Here is an 18,459-nt window from a genome sequence, read left to right on the forward strand (position 1 = left end):
TCAAACGAACAGGCGAAAGTGGGCAGGGTCCACGTGCATGGCGGCGTGCATCAGCACGGCGTTCATCAGCTCGATCGCCACGCGCGACTCCAGGGTGACGCCGGCGCGCACGCCGACGCAGGGGTCGTGGCGCCCCTTCTGCAGGCGAAACTCGATCTCGCTGAGGTCCTTGCGCACGCTCTGCTGCGGCTTGACGATGGTGGAAGTGGGCTTGAAGCCGACGCGAAAGACGAGCGGCATGCCGGTCGTCACCCCGCCGATCAACCCGCCGTGGCTGTTGCGTTGATAGCCGGTGCTGCGGATCGGGTCGTTGTTTTCGCTGCCGCGGCGTTCGACGACGGCGAAACCGTCGCCGACTTCGACGCCCTGCACAGCGTTCAGACCACCGAGCGCGCCCATGATGCGCACCTTGAGGCTTTGATAGAGCGGGTCGCCGACCAGCGGCGGCGGATTGACGGCCACCACCTCCACTGCGGCGCCGAGCGAGTCGCCCTCGATGCGCGTGCGTTTGATCAGCTCGCCTGCCGCACGGGCAAAATCGGCGTCGATGGAGTGAATCTCCGCCGCCTCCATCGCCGCCTCCAGCTCGGCCAGCGGCTCGATGGGCACGCGCCCGCCGGCGCCGGCCAGGGACTCCACATGCGCAGCCAGGGTCTTTGCAGCGCGCAGCTCACCGACCTGGCAGATCGAGGAGAGGATGACGGCGCCGAAGCGTTCGGCCAGAAAGATGCGCGCGATCGAACCGCCGATCACGTCGCTGATCGTGGAGCGGTAGCTGGAGCGCCCCCCTCCGCGCGGATCGACGAAGCCCTGGCTCTTTTTATACTTCACCAGATCCGTGTGGCCCGGGCGCACCTCGCCGGTCGGCCCGCTGAACTGCGCGTAATCGGCCGATTTCTTGGCGGTCGAAAGCACGACGGCGGCGATCGGCTCGCCGGTGGTGTAACCCTCGGCGTAGCCTGTCGTCGTCGAGCATTCTGCGCCGTAGGACACCGAGATCGTCGGCCCCGCGGTCAGGACGTCGAGATTCTCTTGATAAAGGCCGGAAAGGAGCACCACAGTGTCATCCTCGCGGCGAGGCGTGCCGTGTCGATTGCTGCCCGGCCGGCGACGATCGAGATAGCGCTGGATGTCGGCCGCGCGCAGATACAATCCCGGCGGGCAGCCGAAGACGATCGTAGTGATCGCCGGCCCGTGCGATTCTCCGGCGCCGGCCACCGCGAAGAGCGGACCTCCAAGAATTTCCATAGTGGACAGATTATACCATATTCGATTATGGAGGAGCGCAGATGCGTCCACCGATCTGGAGATTTCGCGCAAACTCAAGCGCGTGGAGTTCTAACAAACAAGACGAAAAAAAGCGGCGCAGCAGCGCTTCTTTTGCACACGGCTGCGCCGCGATTTGAAGTTGTTGGCGGCTGGGTTTTACTCGACCAGCACCTCGACCGCCGTGAAAGTCAGCTGGTCGCCGATGGCGTCGACCAGCACATGATCGCCATCCTGAATCTTGCCCTGCAAGATCTCGAGCGCCAACGGATCGGCGATGCGATGCTGGATCACCCGTTTGAGCGGGCGGGCGCCAAAGGCAGGGTCGTAGCCTTCACTGACGATCAGCTCCTTGGCCGCGTCGGTCAGCTCGATCGTGATGCGGCGCTGGGCCAACAGTTTGCGCAGCCGTTCGAGCTGGATTTCGACGATCTCCTTCAGCTGCTCTCGTTTGAGCGCATGGAAGACCACGATCTCGTCGATGCGGTTGAGGAACTCCGGCCGGAAGTGGCTGCGCAGCACCTCGCGCACGCGGCGCTCGACCTCCTCATCCACCTCGGCGACGTCCAGAATGTACTGGCTGCCTAGGTTGCTGGTCATGATGATGATCGTGTTCTTGAAGTCGACCGTGCGCCCCTGGCTGTCGGTCAGGCGGCCGTCATCGAGCACCTGCAAGAGCACGTTGAAGACCTCCGGGTGCGCCTTCTCGATCTCGTCGAAGAGCACCACCGAATAGGGCCGTCGACGCACCGCTTCGGTCAGCTGACCGCCTTCGTCATAGCCGATGTAGCCGGGCGGCGCGCCGATGAGCCGCGCAACGGTGTGCCGCTCCTGATATTCGCTCATGTCAATGCGAATCAGCGCGCGCTCGTCATCGAAGAGATACTCCGCCAGGCTGCGCGCCAGCTCCGTCTTGCCGGTGCCGGTGGGGCCCAGGAAGATGAAGCTGCCGATCGGGCGGTTCGGGTCTTGCAGGCCGGCGCGGCTGCGGCGAATGGCATTGGCCACGGCGCGCACCGCCTCATCCTGGCCGACGACGCGGCGATGGAGATATTCCTCCATGCGCAGCAACTTCTCGCGCTCGCTCTCCAACAGCTTCGCGACCGGGATGCCGGTCCACTTGCTGACGACCTCCGCGATCTCCTCGGCGTCGACTTCCTCCTTGAGCAACGCGCCCTGTTTTTGCAGCTCCTGCACGCGGGCATTGGCCTGGGCCAGCTCCGCCTCCAACTGGCGCATCTTGCCGTACCGCAGCTCGGCGGCTTTCTGCAGGTCGTAAGCGCGCTCGGCCTGCTCGATCTCAATGCGCACCTGGTCGATCTGCTCTTTGATCGTCCGCACGCGCTGGATCGCTTCCTTCTCCGCCTGCCAGCGAGCCGTCAGCTGTGCGCTCTTCTCGCGCAGCTCGGCCAGCTCTTTCTCCAGCTCCTCCAAGCGCTGCCGGCTGGCCTCGTCCTTTTCCTTCTTCAGCGCCTCTCGCTCGATCTCCAGCTGCATGATCTGCCGGTCGATCTCGTCCAGCTCCTGCGGCTTGGAGTCGATCTGCATGCGCAGCCGGCTGGCGGCCTCGTCGATCAGGTCGATGGCCTTGTCGGGCAGGAAGCGGTCGGTGATGTAGCGGTGGCTCAACGTCGCCGCTGCGATCACGGCGCTGTCGGTGATGCGCACGCCATGATGCACCTCATAGCGCTCCTTCAAGCCGCGCAGGATGCTGATGGTGTCCTCGACGCTGGGCTCACTGACGAATACGGGCTGGAAGCGCCGCTCCAGCGCTGCGTCCTTCTCGATATGTTTGCGGTATTCGTCGAGCGTCGTTGCGCCGATGGCGTGCAGCTCGCCGCGCGCCAGCATCGGCTTGAGCATGTTGGCGGCGTCCATAGCGCCTTCGGCTGCGCCGGCGCCGACGAGCGTGTGAATCTCGTCGATAAACAGGATGATGCGGCCTTCGGATTTGACGATCTCCTGGAGCACCGCCTTGAGCCGCTCCTCGAATTCACCGCGGTATTTCGCGCCCGCCAACAGCGCGCCCATGTCGAGCGCCACGACTTGCTTATCGCGCAACGTGCTGGGCACGTCGCCTTTGACGATGCGTTGCGCCAAACCTTCGACGATCGCCGTCTTGCCGACGCCCGGCTCGCCGATCAGCACCGGGTTGTTCTTGGTGCGCCGACTCAGAATCTGAATGACGCGGCGAATCTCCTCGTCGCGGCCGATCACCGGGTCAAGTTTGCCTTTGCGCGCTTCTTCGGTGAGGTCGCGGCCGTATTTCTTCAGCGCCTCGTATTGCGCCTCCGGGTTGTCGCTGGTGATGCGCTGATTGCCGCGCACCGCCGCCAGCGCCTGAATGACGGCGTTGTAATCAATGCCGAGCCGCGCCAGCAGCTGTTTCACTTTGTGCGTGCTGGAAAGCATCGCCAGCAACAGATGCTCGGTGGAGGTGTACTCGTCCTTCATGTTGTTGGCAAGCTGCTGCGCGTCGGTCAAAATGTCGGCGAGCGCCCGGCTGAAACCGACCTGCACCGATGCGCCCTGGGCGCGCGGCAACGCGGCCAGAGCCTGCTGCAGCAGGCGATCCAGGCTTTCTGTATCGACGCCGATGCGCGCCAACAAGGACGGCACCACGCCGCCTTCCTGATGAACCAACGTATATAAAAGATGCTCAGGCTCAACCGTGGCGGCCCGGCTCTGTTCGGCCAGGCTCTGCGCCTCTAAGACGGCGGCCTGCGCTTTCTGGGTGAATTTATCGAATCGCATGATTGATCCCTCCTGAACGGACGCTTATTGTCCCTGAATATTTTCTGACATTTACTATGGTTCCAGTGTAGCAGTTTGGTATTTGAATTACATTGGAGAAATGTAAACGTTGTATATCCGTTGGGAATTACGCAGATTCTTGGGGTCACCGAGGGCCTGCGGCTGCGAGCCCCAGCTCCCCCTCTCCCAACATTGGGAGAGGGGGTCGGGGGGTGAGGGCCCGCCGAGAGCCTGCGCTTCGACGATTTTCCCACGGCTTTTGGGGCTGTCGAGGACCTGCGGCTGCGAGCCGCAGCTACGAAGTCCTTGTCTCCCCCTCTCCCAACATTGGGAGAGGGGGTCGGGGGGTGAGGGCCCGCCGAGTGCGACCATCTGTTTCAGGCGCAACCGCTGGGGCAGGATCGAAGAGGGGCGAAGAGTGAAATGAAAGTTCTTTTGTTACGCAGCCGTTTTTGTAGATTTGGCTGCGCGCTTGCGCGCGGTTTTGGGCTTCGTCTGTTTCTCGGCGATCCAGGCGAGCGCCTGCTCCAGCGTCACGTCGGTCGGCTGCATCTCTTTGGGGATGGTGATGTTGACTTTTTTCCAGCTCACGTAGGGGCCGTAGCGCCCCTCGAGCACCTGCACGGCGCCGCCTTCCGGATGCTCACCCAGCTCTTTGAGCACAGTCTTGCTCGCCCCGCGTCCTTTGCCGCCGTTGGCCTTGGTCGCCAACAGCTCCAGCGCGCGATCGAGGTCGATATCCAGCACCGAATCGGGTGGGCGCAAGTTGACGTAGACGCCGTCGTGCACAACATAGGGGCCAAAGCGCCCGACGCCCGCCTGCACGGGCTTGCCCGTCTCTGGATGCTCGCCCAGCGTGCGCGGGAGGCTGAGCAAGGCCAGCGCCGTCTCGATGGTTAACTCCTCCGGAGTCATGCCTTTGAGCAAGCTGGCGCGCTTTGGTTTGGTTTTGCTGTTGGGATCGTCTTCGCCGAGCTGCACATAAGGGCCGTAGGGTCCGGTCTTGAGCAGCACGGGAAGGCCGCTTTCGGGATCGACCCCCAACACCTGAGGGCCTTCCACCTTCTTGTTGAGAAGCTCCTCAACCAACTCGTCGGTGAGATCGGCGGGCGGCAGCGTCGGCGGCAGGCCGGCGGTGCGTCGCTCGCCGTTGTCCTCACGCACGACGAAAGGGCCGTATTGTCCGATGCGCACTTCGGCGTGGAGATCTTCGAGCGCCACGGTGCTTGCCTCGCGCGGATCGATGGCAGCCTCCCGGCTCTTGACCTGATGCTCCAGCCCGCTTTCGCCGAGATAAAACTCGCGCAGATAGGCCAGATGATCGGCTGCGCCCGTCGCAATGTCGTCGAGCCGCTGCTCCATGTTGGCGGTGAATTTGAGGTCCACCAGCTCCTGGAAGTGCTTTTCGAGCAGCGCGGTCACAGCAAAGGCGGTGAAAGTCGGCACCAGCTCCTTGCGCTGCTTGAAGGCGTAACCGCGCTGCAGAATGGTGTCGATGATCGTGGCGTAGGTGCTGGGGCGACCGATGCCCTCCGCCTCCAGGGCTTTGACCAGCGTCGCTTCAGTGTAGCGCGGCGGGGGCTGCGTCTCGTGGCCAATAGCCTCCAGATCGCGACAGTCGACGACTTCCCCCACACTCAAGGCGGGCAACGGCTGCTCCTGACTTTCTAGTGCAGCGTCGGGATCGTCCGAGCCTTCGACGTAGGCGCGAAAGAAGCCCGGGAAGAGAATTGTGCGGCCGCTGGCGCGAAAGAGGGCGTCGTCTACGGCAACCGTCACCGTGCGCAGCTTCAGGCGCGCGTTCGCCATCTGAGAAGCGATCGTGCGCTTCCAAATCAGCTCGTAGAGCGCCTTCTCGCGGCCTTCAAGCGGGAGGCTGTCTGGTGGGATCATCTGGTCGCCGGCCGGGCGAATCGCTTCGTGCGCCTCCTGGGCGTTGGCGGTCTTCGTCTGATAGCGACGCGGGGAAGGGCTGAGATATTCTTCGCCGTACATCTCGCGAATGCGCCGCCGCGCGGCGTGGATCGCCTCATCGCTGAGGTGGACCGAGTCGGTGCGCATGTAGGTGATATAGCCGTTTTCGTAGAGATTCTGCGCAATGCGCATCGTCTCTCGCGCGCTCAAGCCGAGCTTGCGGTTGGCCTCCTGTTGCAGGGTGCTGGTGGTGAAGGGCGCGTAGGGCGCGCGCGTGGCGTCCTTTTCCTCCACCTCGACCACCGTCCACTCGCCGTTGAGCAAGCGCGTGCGCAGCGCCTCGGCCTCCTGCTGGTTGAGCAGGAGCACATCTTTGCCGGCTGCAATCTGACCGGTGTGTTCGTCGAAGTCGCGGCCGGTGGCGATCCGCTTGCCGCCCACTGAAACCAGCGTCGCCTCGAAGCGATGGCCGGGCTGGTCAGGCCGCTTGTTGAGCAAAGCGCGCAGGTCCCAGTAGCGACCCGGGACGAAGGCGCGGCGCTCGCGCTCGCGCTGCACCAGCAGGCGCACCGCCACGCTCTGCACGCGGCCGGCGGAAAGCCTCGGCGCAATTTTGCGCCAGAGCAGCGGCGACACCGTATAGCCGACCAATCGATCCAGGATGCGGCGCGTCTCCTGGGCGTGCACCAGGTCCAGGTCCAGATCGCGCGTCTCGCGCAGCGCCTGTTCGATCGCCTCGCGCGTGATCTCGTGGAAAACCATGCGCCGCACCGGCTGTTTGGGCTTTAGCACCTCGCGCAGGTGCCAACCGATGCTCTCCCCTTCGCGGTCCTCGTCGGTGGCCAGGATCAACTCTTCGGCGTCCTTGAGCGCAGCCTTCAGCTCGGCGACGACCTTGCGTTTGCTCTCCGGGATGACATAGAGCGGCTCGAAATCCGCCTCTACGTTGACGCCGAGGCGAGCCCAGGGTTTATTTTTTTCCTTTTCAGGAATCTCCGCCGCCGACGCCGGCAGATCGCGCACGTGCCCCATGCTGGCCTTCACCAGATACTCCTTGGGCAAAAACTTCCCGATCGTTTTGGCCTTGGTCGGCGATTCGACAATAACGAGTTTTTTTCCCATGCTTCACGCACCACTGCGGACGCACGCATCCGTCCCAAAATCTTGCAACAAGAAGTCGGCGACGCGGTCGCCGACTTGAGAAACGCAGCCAGTGTAGCATAGCGTTCCCACAAACAAAAATCAGCGCCTTTGCAACGGCGCAAGAGGCGCGGGTGAACTCCTGACAAATTCAGCCGACTGCAAACCGCCCAGGCGTACAGATCATGAGGATTCAAGGCGCTCGATTAAACTCTCGATGCGCGCCTTGCGCTCTTGCGCATCTTCCGCCTCATCGAGCCAGGCGATCAGGCTGCGCTGGTCGGCGCGCGAGAGTTGCTCGAATTTGCGTCGCGCCGTCGCCTTAAAGAAGAGCGCCGCCACCAGATCGGCGGGGACGTTCACCTCGCGTTCGATGCCGCGCGCCGCCTCATAGCGCACGGCGATCGTGCTCGCCCAACGCGGCTCCAACCCGTAGATGCGCTCCAGATGCTCCAACAATTGCGCATGGCTGAAGGTGATGGCCCCGCTGGCGTCCAACAGAATGCACCACGCCTCGAACTTGCGTCCGGTCTCCAGCTCAATCACCTCATCGGGGATCGCCAGCGGGCCGCGCGGTAGATCGTGCATGAAATCCTCCTTCTCTCCGAAGGCTGAACAATCACAAACTACTCCACGCCCAGCAGCCAGGTGGCTAAAGAGAAATAAATCAACACCCCCAGGATGTCGGACAGGGAAGTGATCAGCGGCGCGCTGGCGGTGGCCGGGTCCAGTTTCAATTTGCTGAAAATGAAGGGCAGCGACATGCCGATGATGCTTCCCATCAAGACCACCAGCAACATCGTCAACGCCACCACCGTCGCCACCTGGGAGCCGGCCCGGAAGAACCCGACAAACCAGACCGCCGTCGCCATCGTCACACCGAGCAGAAGCGCCACCACCAGCTCCTTGCCGAGCAACCTGCCCCAGTCGCCTATGCGCACATCGCCGACCGCCAGCGCGCGCACCATCAGGGTGGAAGATTGTGAGCCGGCGTTGCCGCTGCTGTCGATGAGCAGGGGCAGAAAGAAAACAAGCGCCACCACGGCGGCGATCGTATCCTCGAAGGCTGCGATGGCGGCGCCGGAAAAGATGTTGACGAACACGAGCGCCAGCAGCCATCCGATGCGTTTGCGATACAACATGCGCACGCCGATCTCGCGGTAGCTGACGTTGAGGGGCGACACCGCCGCAGTGCGATGAAAATCTTCCGTCGCCTCTTCTTGCGCAACGTCCAGCACATCATCCGCCGTGATGATGCCCACCAGCACGCCGTCGGAGTCGACCACGGGCAGGACGTCGAGATCGTAGCGTTGCATTACGCGCACGGCTTCTTCCTGATCGGCGAACGCCGAGATGGCGACGAAGGTGTAGTCCATGATGCTCTCGACGGTGGCGTCCGGCTCGCCGAAGATGAAACGTCGCAGCTCCAGCGCATCCAGCAACTTCCAGTCACGATCGACGACATAAATGACGTTGATCGTCTCGCTGTCGCGAGCGCGCATGCGAATATGCGCCAGCGCCTGCGCCAGCGTCCAGTCGCGGCGAACCGCCACGTAGTCAGGCGTCATCAGCCGTCCGACGCTGTCCTCCGGATAGCCGAGCAGCGTGCGCGCTTCCGCTAAATCTTCAGGGCTGAGTAGGTTGAGCAGGCGCTGGCTGACTCGGCCTGGCAGCTCTTCCAGCAGCATGGTGCGGTCGTCGGGGCTGAGGTTCGCCAATAACTGACGCGTCTCTTCATCGGTCAAATCTTTGAGCAGTTGATTTTGTTGTTCCGAAGAAAGGTAGGTGAAGACCTCGCTGGCGAGATGTCGGGGCAGCACGCGAAAAAAGACCACGCGTTCGGCCTTGTCCAACTCGTTGAGCAAATCGGCAATTTCGGTCGCCGGCCAGTCGGCTACCAGTTCTCGAATCTGCGTCCATTGCTTCTGCGCAAGCAGTTCCTGAAGGCTGGTTGTCTCCAGTCGATTCCCCATCGCTCCCCTCAAGTCGGTCATCGGTTTAGCCATTCGATCGTGAAGCCCGCTGCATGGTACAGTATAGCCTTCCATCGGGTCAAAAAGCCTTTTCCTTCTACTCATCTCGACTTCAGAACCCATGTGGCGCAGTTGAACCTGGCCATCGATAGAGCGGATAGAGTACGTGGCGGCGGCGACGGTAGATGCAGCTCCCAGCCGCACATTCTCGGTGAATCACAAGAGTTTGGGTGAACTGAGGAAGCGCAGGCACGAGACGAGTCTTGCTCTACACCGCAGCCGAAGGCAGGACTCGAATCGTTGTCCGGCGGGACGGCGACGACGGAAGCACCCTCGTCCGCGTCGCCGCGCGGGGAGAAATTTCCTTAGCAGCCAGGGGTTTTAATCTCCGGTCGCCGCCAGGACGTCGACCAGCTCCAGCTGCGCATCGCGCTGAAATTGTTCGACCGTGATCGTGCGGAAGAGCAGCAACGAGAGCGCAACCCCAAGCATTTCAATGCCAAAGACCGTCATATAGCCGAGCGCCACATTGCCGCTGACCCAGTAAGCGACGTCGCGCATCAGGGCGCCGCCGACGTTCCCCAACGATTGGGCGACAAAATTCGCCACGCCCCAGGCGCCCATATACAGCCCGACGTTCTGCGGGACGGTCATGTCTAACATAAAGCTGAGGTTGCTGACCGTCATCAACCCGCTCGCCAGCCCCAGCAGAAACACGGCGATCAGAAAGAAAGGTATGTTGCCGATCGCGCCGGCCAGAATCACCAACCCGAAGGAGACGATGGCGACCAACCCGCCGACATAAATGTTCAGACGCTTGCCGAACAGACGGACAAGCCCCATTCCGCCCAACAGCGTGATAAACACGCCAATGCCCCACAGCGCCTCCAGACGCGTCGTTTCGCTCACCGACATCCCCAGGGCGTCGGCGGCGTACGGTTCGAGCAACACATCCTGCGCCCGCACGCCGATCAGCACCAGCAAAAGATAGATGAAAAAGCGCTTGGCGGTGGCGTTGTGCGCCAGCACTTGCAACGCCTCCAGAGGGTTGTTGGCGGTGTGGCGAGCCATGGGGCTCTCTGCGCGGGATGGTTCGATGCCGGTCGAGCCGATGACCACAAAGAGCGTCGCCACCAGCCACACCGCCCCGAAGGCGGTGATGACGCCGGTCGGGGAAGCGTCGCTTTGGAGGACGCGCGAGAGAGCGATGCTGGCGACAATGGTGGAGAGAATCATCGCCGTCCACATGACGCCAACTGCAGCGGTGCGCCACGTCTTCGGCGAGCGTTCGGTCAGCTCGCTGGCAAGCGACAGATAACTGACAGAAGCCACGTTGACGCCGATTCCCCACACGAGGAAGACGGCGAACGCAGCAAGCAGGCCTGCTGCAAAATGTTCGTCCATGTAGAAGGCGGCGTGGGCGGTCGCATAGCTGCCGCAGCTCGCCATCAAGCCGCCCAGTAAGATCCAAGGAGAACGATGCATTCCCCAGATGGGCCGACGGTCCGCCCAGTTGCCCACAAAGACCTGCAAAGGCGAGAGCATATAAGGCAGCGCCACCAGCAAGCCGACCAACACAGCCGGCAGCGCCATGTCGGCGATCATAATGCGGTTGAGCGTGCCGGTGATCGGCACCACGGTCAACGAGACGCCGACATGCACCAGAGTGAGTTGAAGAATCGCCCGAACGCTCATGGGTCAATCTCTCCAGAGTGGCTTTTTGCGCTGGCGTCTTTGCATCATTGCCAGGCCAAGCTTATTTTCTCATCAAAAACAATACTTTAACATAGGTTTTCATAGATTCAAATCAGAATCTGTAAGTTTTTCTCTTGTGAGAGAAGGGGATTGCTCTCGAGGTGGGCCCAATCAACCGGAGCGAAGCCGGCCTCAGAAGAAGGTGATTTGATCGAGTGGCCAGTAGCGCAGCCAGACGCGCCCTAAAATCCGATCGAGCGTCACCGGACCAAAGGCGCGACTGTCATTGCTGTTGCTGCGATTGTCGCCTAAGACGAAATAAGAAAGCGGCCCCAGGGTGATCGGCGCCATGTCGAAAGGGGTCATGTCGTGCGGGAACGGCTCTGCCAGCGCCTCCCCGTTCACGTAGATGACGCCCTGACGGATTTCGACTGTTTCGCCGGGCAATGCCACGATGCGCTTGACGAGCAACTCGTCAATATGCGGCAGGTCGATGACGACGATGTCGTTGCGCCGGGGGGGATGCAGACGATAGCTGATCTTGTCTACAATGAGGCGCTGGTGTGGGTGCAGGTTCGGCTCCATGCTTTGACCGAACACCACGGTCGCCTGGGCGAGGAACAGATGAACGACCAGGGCAAGGATCAAAGCGGGCGCCACAATTTGAAGCGCCTCCAGCAAGACAGGCCGAATCATCTGCCAGGGGCGCTCGTCGGGAGGCGTCGACGCAGCGGGTCGATCTTCTTCGGGTTCCTGGATCATGGACTCGTTCACACTGCTTTGATTGCTCACTGGAAACGAGTATACCGATTTGGCGTCAGGTTGTCCAGCAAGTAAGATTCAAATTGATGAGGCGGCGAAATTCTCCAATCACCAGAAGCTGGCGACGACGATGGACGCGCTGGATCGCAGCGCTGTGGATCATCGTTGCGTCGGTCGCCCAGACAGGCGCTTTACAAGCCCAGCTCGCAACGCCCACACCGACTCCTGCTGAAGAAAGCGAAGCCGCCCGGCTCGACCGGCTGGCGGCGGCGCTCGTCGCCCGTATGTCGCCGGCCGAGCGCATCGGGCAGTTGTTTGTGGTCACAATCCATGGCCGCGAGGTTGAAAACAACGACGAGTTTATCGAGCTGTTCCACAGGCTGCACATCGGCGGCGTCGTGCTCAGCCCGCGCTACGGCAACTTCTCCAACGAGCGCGGCGTAGACACGCCGCGGCAGGTCGCCACGCTGACCAATCAGCTTCAGGCGCTGGCGTACGGCCTGGTTTTGCCGGCCGAACAGGCGCTGCGACCGGTGCCGCTGGCGCCCTGGCCCCCGCGTGAGGGCTTCACGATCCTTCCAAGAGAGGAAGAGCAGGGCGCCGTTCCCCTTCCCCTTCTGATCGGCGTCTATCAGGCCGGCGACGATCTGCCCATGACTGCGCTGCGCCGCGGCTTCACGCCGCTGCCGTCGCCGATGGCGTTGGGTGCGTCGTGGAATCGAGACCTTGTGCGCAGCGTCGGCGGCGTCGTAGGACGCGAGCTGCGCGCCGTGGGTTTTAACCTGCTCCTGGGGCCTAACCTCGACGTTTTCTCTCTCAAAAGCTCGAATCGACTCAACGCGCTGGGGATATATTCGTTCGGAGGCGATCCCTACTGGGTGGCGCAACTGGGGCGCGCTTACATCGAAGGGGTGCACATCGGCGGCGGCGGCCGCGTCGCCACGGTCGCCGAGAGTTTTCCGGGGCAAGGGGCGGCGGATCGCGTTCCCAACGAAGAGGTGGCCTCGATTCAGTTGAGCCGCAGCGAGCTGCAGCAGAACGCCCTGCCCCCATTTCTGGCCGTGACGCGACAACCCTCCACGGTGATCGATCCGGCGGGCGACCCCGGCGCCACCGATATTTTGATGACCAGCCACATGCGCTACATTGGTCTGCAGGGCGGCGATGGTCGCGGGGCGCCGCTGAGCCTGGCGCCGGAGCTGCGCACGATCTTGCGGCAGGAAGGCGTCGCCGAATGGCAAAGCCGCGGCGGCGTCGTTATGTCCGGCCCTCTGGGCGCGCCGGCGCTGCGCCGCTATTTCGAGACAACCAATCCGGAAAACTTTCGGAGAGTCGCTCAGGACGCGTTCGTGGCGGGCAACGACCTGCTCTATCTGGCCGATCTGAGCCTGGACGGCTCCTGGGAGTCCCAATTCCGAAACATCGTGGAGACGGTTTCCGCGTTTCGCTCTCTATACGCCAGCGACCAGGACTTTGCAGCGCTGGTCGATGAATCCGTTCGCCGCATTGTGCGACTCAAGCTTGGGCTGCACCGTGATTCGATCGATCGGATCGCTGCAGCAAGCGCTCTCGACTCGGGCGATGCGCTCCTCCAGCCGGTGATCCCTCTCTCCAGCCTTCTGGTGACGGACATTGACATTTCGGCGTTGACCGGAGAAGAGCGCATCGCCGCCGAACAACAGATGGCGCAGATTGCACGCTCTGCGATCACGCTCCTCTACCCCGATCCCTCGACGCAGACGGCCTCGGTGCCTCCCGCCTTTGCACCAGGCGACCGCATCTTGATTTTCACCGATTTTCGTTTGCAGCGCGAGTGTCCGACCTGTGAACAGGAGCCATCGGTGGACCCCGACGCGCCGGCGCGCATCATCGAGCGGCTATACGGCTCTCAGTCGGCGGGCGTGATCGATCCGAACAACATTGTCAGCAAAACGTTCGTCGAGTTGAGCACTCTGCTCGACAGCCTGGAACGAAACGCCGCTTCTGGAACCGAAGCGGCGCCGGTGGTTGCACCGACAGCGACGTCCCCCACATCTGCAGGATTGCTTCCAACGCCGACGCTCGCCCCTTCCGCCTCGCCGCCTGCGCCTACGCCGACCGCTGTTCCGGCCGCGCCGCCCGACTCGCCTCCTCAGGCGACGCCTCCTCCAACCGCACTGTTGGACGAAATCGAAAATACGACCGCTGTTGCAGATCTGAGCAGCAAGACACTGGAGGCGATCGCCAACGCCGATTGGATTATCTTCGCCATGCTCGATGTGGCGCCGGAGAGCGCCCCCAACAGCGCGGCGGTCAAACGGCTCCTGAGCAGCCATGCAGGCCTGCTCACCAACCAGAAAACGGTTGTTCTGGCCCTACACGCGCCGTTTTATCTGGACGCCACCGAAATGAGCAAGTTGACCGCCTATTTTGGGGTTTATAGCAAAACGACGCCCTTTCTGGAGAGCGCCGTGCACGCCCTGTTTCGACGCTACCCACCGATCGGCGCGCCGCCGGTCGATGTGCCGGGCACGCGCTTCGCCAGCCTTGCGGAACGTCTGCGCCCCAACCCGGCCTCCCAGATTCCGCTCGTGATTGAGGAAGGCGACGGAGATGTGATCGCGCGCACCGGTCAACAGCCTGAAGCCGACGACCGTCCGACGATCGACGCCGGCGCGCTGATGCGGATGCGCGCCGGGCCTGTGCTTGACATGAACGGACATCCGGTTCCTGACGGCGTCCTTGTCAATTTCGATCTGCGCTACGAAGGCGAAGATGTGGCGTTGATGTTAGAGCCGGCGCCCACGCGCGGGGGCGTAGCCGTCCGAGAAATCACTCTCGATCGAGGCGGCGTATTGCGCGTGCAGGCGCGCGCCGAGAAGGCTACAAGCCGCAGCATCAGCATCGTCGTCTTGCCGCCGGCCACGCCGACGACCGCTCCCGGCGCCTCGCCGAACGAAGGCTCCCCCGTAGGCGCTCCATCCGAGGATCCGACGCTGATCCGCTCGCCTGCGCCCGACCGCGTCAATCTGCTCACGCTGGCGATCGCGCTCTTCACGATGGCGGTGGTGTTGAGCCTCTTGCTGATTCTCCAGGTGCGCGTGCTGCCGCGTTCGGTGTTGGTGCACAACATGCTGTGGGCCACGATCTTTGGATTGACAGGCTACATCCTCTACGGCCTCGGACTTTTTCCAGGCGGCGGCTGGCTGCGCAGCAACATCGGAATGCTGAGCATCCCCATCGTCGTCTTTATTCCGATGCTGCTGCCCTTGCTGTGGCTGCAGTTGCGCAGCGACGGACGATGAGCCGTCACAATTGTCCGGTCGCTCCCCATTCCACCAGCATCCGTTGATAGGTTGGGTCGGCGTAGCGGCTGGGCAGAAAGGCGGGTGCGTAGGTGGGCAGCGCTGCGCCCATCACATGCGCGGCCAGAAGCTCGCCGCCGGCGCACGCCGCCATGAGCCCGTAGCCGGACAGCGCAGCAAAGATGTAGGCGTCCTCCACTGGCAACGGACCGATCAGCGGACGGTTTTCCTGCGTCTTGGTGTAATAGCCGCCATCGACGTAAGATTTCGGCAACCTCTTCAGGTAAACGGCCAGCCCTGGAACCAGCGTCGTCATCCCTCGCAGCACGATCTCCGGAAATTCTGGATCGATCGGGATCGGAAAGCGCGGCTCGACCGGCGTCAAATGGTAGGCCCACAACAACAGCACCGTCTGCGCGCCTGCCCCGCCTTCAGGTCGAAAGTGAGCGCCGCCGGGGAAGCGCTCCAGCAGGTGGCGGGTCTCCTCGCTCTCCGCCAGCGCCGTCCACTCTTCCGCCGACCAGGGAAGATGCTGCGCATCCTCCCAAATCACCAGCGGTGCATCCCGTGGAATTACGCCCAATCGATCTTCGAGCGCCATTTTTAAGTGAAGCTCCGAAAAGATCGGCAGCTCCAACTCCATCATGCGGGCGACCTGCTTGACGAACGGGCCGGCGGCGTTGACGAAAGTGCGGGTGGCGAGCATGCACGTTCCTGCATCGGTCGCCACTTTCACGCCCTGCACCCGCCCGCCGACGACTTCCACCGCTTCCACGCGGCCGGAGAGGAAACGAACGCCGTGGGCCTTCGCCTGCTCCAACATCCACATGCCGAGCTGTTGACCACTGAACCAGCCGCAGCGTCGGACATGAAGCGCCGCCACGCTATTCGGGTTGAGATAAGGGAAACGGCGTCGAATCAGCGCCGGATCGAGAAAGAGATCGGCGCCGTCGGGTTGCCCCCGCCAATCTTCGGCTGCACCGGGAATGTACTCCGGATCGTGGACGCTGCCGGCGTGAATGCGCAGTGCACCGGCGCCCATCTGCGCCGCGCGCTGCGCGGTCTCCACCAGGGCCGGGACGGAGGCGGAGTCGCCGGTCACGTACAGATAGCCGCGCCGGTTGAGCCGCAGACGATGCTTGCTCTCTTCGTCGATCTGCTCGAGCAGATCGATGCTGCGATTCATGAAGCGGACCATGGCGTCGTCCGGACCCGGCCACCAGTTGCGATAGGCTTCGGTCGATTTGTCGCTGGTCAAACTCATCGGCGCGCGTTCATCGACGAGCGTGACATTGCGCACGCCCTGTTTGACGGCGAGATGGTAGGCCGCAGCAATGCCGGCGATGCCGGCGCCACAGATGACGATCTCCGTCGGGACGCCCATGACGCTATCGACCTTTCCAGGAAGGTTTACGCTTCTCAATGAAGGCGGCCATGCCTTCCTTCTGATCCTCGGTGGCGAAGAGCAGGTTGAAGGCGCGGCGCTCGAAGAGGACGCCCTCCGCCAGGGTGCTTTCAAAGGCGCGGTTGATCGCTTCTTTGGCCATGCGCACCGCAAGCGGCGCTTTGTCTGCGATCTCGGCCGCCAGGGCGATGCTTTCTTCCAGATACGAAGCAGTCGGGAAGACGCGCGCCACCAGCCCGAATTGCAGCGCCTCCTGCGCAGAGATGCGTCGACCGGTCAGGATCATGTCCATGGCGACCGACTTGCCTACGGCGCGCGTCAGCCGCTGCGTGCCGCCTGCGCCGGGGATGATGCCGAGGTTGATCTCCGGCTGGCCGAACTGGGCGTTTTCCGCCGCCACGATGAGGTCGCAGGCCATGGCAAGCTCACAGCCGCCGCCCAGACAGTAGCCGCTCACCGCCGCCACGATCGGCTTGCCGATCTTCTGCACGGCGTCCCAATGGCCGATGAAAGGGCTGCGCATCATCTCGACGGGGCCGGCGTTCGCCATCTGCTTGATGTCGGCGCCGGCGGCGAAGGCCTTCTCGTTGCCGGTGACGACAATGCAGCCGATGCCTTCGTCTGCGTCAAAACCTTGCAACGCCCTCACCAGCTCGTCCATCAGCTCGCTGTTGAGGGCGTTGAGCGCCTGCGGTCGATTCAACTGAACGAGGCCGACGCGCGCACGTCGGCTGACCAGGAGATTAGCGTATGGTTCGGTCATCGTTACACTCCTTTGCTGACTGAAGTCGGTATGGAAAAGTAGACCTCTGAAATATGCAGGATTGTCGCCGCACGCGCTGCAAGTGTAAAATAGTGAACATCACCGCTTCTTTCGATTCAAACACCTTATCGATTTTTGGTGTCGCTCAGCATCAGAGTGACGGGAGGCGAGCATGCGCGAATCGATCCTTGACGTCAGCCGCCAATTTTTTGAAGAAGTTCTGTTGCCCATCCTGCGTCGCGACTTTCCTGAAGAGACCGCGCAGACTGCGTTCGGCGTCTTTGGCTATGGCTCCGAGGTGATGGGCATGGACGACCAATTCTCCAGCGATCACCACTGGGGCATTCGCGTCAACGCCGTCATGCCGGATGCGCTCTATTATAGCCGCGGCTACCTGATCGCTCAATCGATTCTCCCTTATCTGCCTGAACGCTATCGAGGGTATGACGTGCGCGCCGGTTTTTCCGGCGGCACCGGGCTTTCCATCACCGGCTTGGAGAGCTATCTGAAGACAACCATCGGCATCGACCATGCGCCGCAAACCTACGCCGAGTGGCTCAGCGCGCCGGAAGAGGACATCGTCCATGTTATCAACGGCGAAGTATGGCTCGATGAGTTAGGACGCTTTTCCCACGTTCGCACCGTGCTGCAAGGCTATTATCCCGAGCCGGTGCGCCTGCGTCGCATTGCGCACTGGTGCCGTTATTTCTCCGGCATGGGCAGCTACGCGCTGAAACGCGCGCTGTTGCGAAATAACGAATACTATGCCACGATCACTTTTTCGCGCGCCGTGCGCTGGGCGGTGCAGCTCTGCTTCATGCTGGAAAAGCGCTATTACCCTTACGACAAGTGGACCTACGCCTTCTTTCAGCGCCTGCCGCGGTTGTACGAGCCGATGGCGCCGCTGGTGGACGAGGCAGTGCGTCTCAGCACGCCGTGGGAGCGCAAGCTGGAGCTGCTCAACCGCATGGCCGACGTGATCGACCATTTTCTCGTCGCCGACGGCGTCATCCAGCCTCATCCCAAGTTTGCCGAACACCCCTCTTCGGGCTACCGCCTGCTCGAACACGCCTACGCCGAAATCCTGCACCAGTTGCCCGCCGAGCTGCGCGCCATCGTGCCCGTCTGGGAGCAGGTGCACTGGGAGGCCAATCACAGCCAGTACGTGGCGTCGCTCGACATGGCGACCTGGGATGGGCTGCTGAATTTGCATCCGATTGAAGAAGGGCGGGAGAGGGTGAGAGCGGGAGAGGGTGAGAGCGGGAGAGGGTGAGAGCGGGAGAGGGTGAGAGCGGGAGCGCTTACCGGCTCGACCGATTTTCAGGTTCATGCGGAACGGTCGCCTTCACTTTAATTTCGCCGCGCTTCGTCGATTGTGTCACGGCTTTTGGGCCCGCCGAGGACCTGCGGCTGCGAGCCGCAGCTACGACAAACCGATGCCTTTCGCGGAGGCGCAGCCCCCCTCTCCCAGCATTGGGAGAGGGGGCCAGGGGGTGAGGGCCC

At 62.5% G+C, this 18,459-nt stretch carries 11 protein-coding genes; 2 read left to right on the top strand and 9 right to left on the bottom strand.

What is annotated here, in order from left to right:
• The 7 genes from aroC to lepB form a co-directional block, all read right to left on the bottom strand.
• Positions 1–1,248 (bottom strand): chorismate synthase, encoded by a 1,248-nt coding sequence (gene aroC / locus Q0367_RS07070; protein ID WP_298981341.1) that lies wholly within the window; start codon positions 1,246–1,248, stop codon positions 1–3.
• A gap of 177 nt (positions 1,249–1,425) precedes the next feature.
• A complete protein-coding gene (gene clpB / locus Q0367_RS07075; RefSeq protein WP_298981342.1) occupies positions 1,426–4,020 on the bottom strand; it encodes an ATP-dependent chaperone ClpB in 2,595 nt (864 codons plus the stop codon).
• Between the two features lie 438 nt (positions 4,021–4,458).
• Entirely contained in the window at positions 4,459–7,056 is a 2,598-nt protein-coding gene (gene topA, locus Q0367_RS07080) for a type I DNA topoisomerase (protein ID WP_298981343.1), read from the bottom strand.
• 201 nt (positions 7,057–7,257) lie between these two features.
• The gene (locus tag Q0367_RS07085; protein WP_297630808.1) at positions 7,258–7,662 is read right to left on the bottom strand and encodes a YdeI/OmpD-associated family protein; all 405 of its coding nucleotides are present in this window, start codon (positions 7,660–7,662) and stop codon (positions 7,258–7,260) included.
• A gap of 38 nt (positions 7,663–7,700) precedes the next feature.
• Positions 7,701–9,068, bottom strand: a complete 1,368-nt coding sequence (mgtE, locus tag Q0367_RS07090) for a magnesium transporter (RefSeq protein ID WP_297630806.1) — start codon at positions 9,066–9,068, stop codon at positions 7,701–7,703.
• 360 nt (positions 9,069–9,428) lie between these two features.
• Positions 9,429–10,742 (bottom strand): BCD family MFS transporter, encoded by a 1,314-nt coding sequence (locus Q0367_RS07095; protein WP_298981344.1) that lies wholly within the window; start codon positions 10,740–10,742, stop codon positions 9,429–9,431.
• A gap of 192 nt (positions 10,743–10,934) precedes the next feature.
• Complete coding sequence (gene lepB / locus Q0367_RS07100; protein WP_297630794.1) at positions 10,935–11,504, bottom strand: signal peptidase I; 570 nt, start codon at positions 11,502–11,504, stop codon at positions 10,935–10,937.
• A gap of 86 nt (positions 11,505–11,590) precedes the next feature.
• Between lepB and Q0367_RS07105 the strand changes: the two genes are divergently transcribed.
• Positions 11,591–14,788, top strand: coding sequence for a glycoside hydrolase family 3 N-terminal domain-containing protein (locus Q0367_RS07105; RefSeq protein ID WP_297630791.1), 3,198 nt, complete (start codon positions 11,591–11,593; stop codon positions 14,786–14,788).
• A gap of 4 nt (positions 14,789–14,792) precedes the next feature.
• Here the strand turns inward: Q0367_RS07105 and Q0367_RS07110 are convergent, their stop codons facing one another.
• The gene (locus Q0367_RS07110; RefSeq protein WP_297630788.1) at positions 14,793–16,172 is read right to left on the bottom strand and encodes an FAD-binding oxidoreductase; all 1,380 of its coding nucleotides are present in this window, start codon (positions 16,170–16,172) and stop codon (positions 14,793–14,795) included.
• A 4-nt stretch (positions 16,173–16,176) separates the two neighbouring features.
• On the bottom strand, positions 16,177–16,956 hold the full coding sequence (locus Q0367_RS07115) for an enoyl-CoA hydratase-related protein (RefSeq protein WP_297630785.1): 780 nt from the start codon (positions 16,954–16,956) through the stop codon (positions 16,177–16,179).
• 172 nt (positions 16,957–17,128) lie between these two features.
• On the opposite strand from Q0367_RS07115, the gene Q0367_RS07120 reads away from it, so the two are divergent.
• Positions 17,129–18,229 (top strand): DUF4037 domain-containing protein, encoded by a 1,101-nt coding sequence (locus Q0367_RS07120; RefSeq protein WP_297630782.1) that lies wholly within the window; start codon positions 17,129–17,131, stop codon positions 18,227–18,229.
• Positions 18,230–18,459 lie beyond the last annotated feature (230 nt).

The organism is uncultured Caldilinea sp. (genome assembly GCF_937128415.1).
Taxonomy (GTDB): Bacteria; Chloroflexota; Anaerolineae; order Caldilineales; family Caldilineaceae; genus Caldilinea.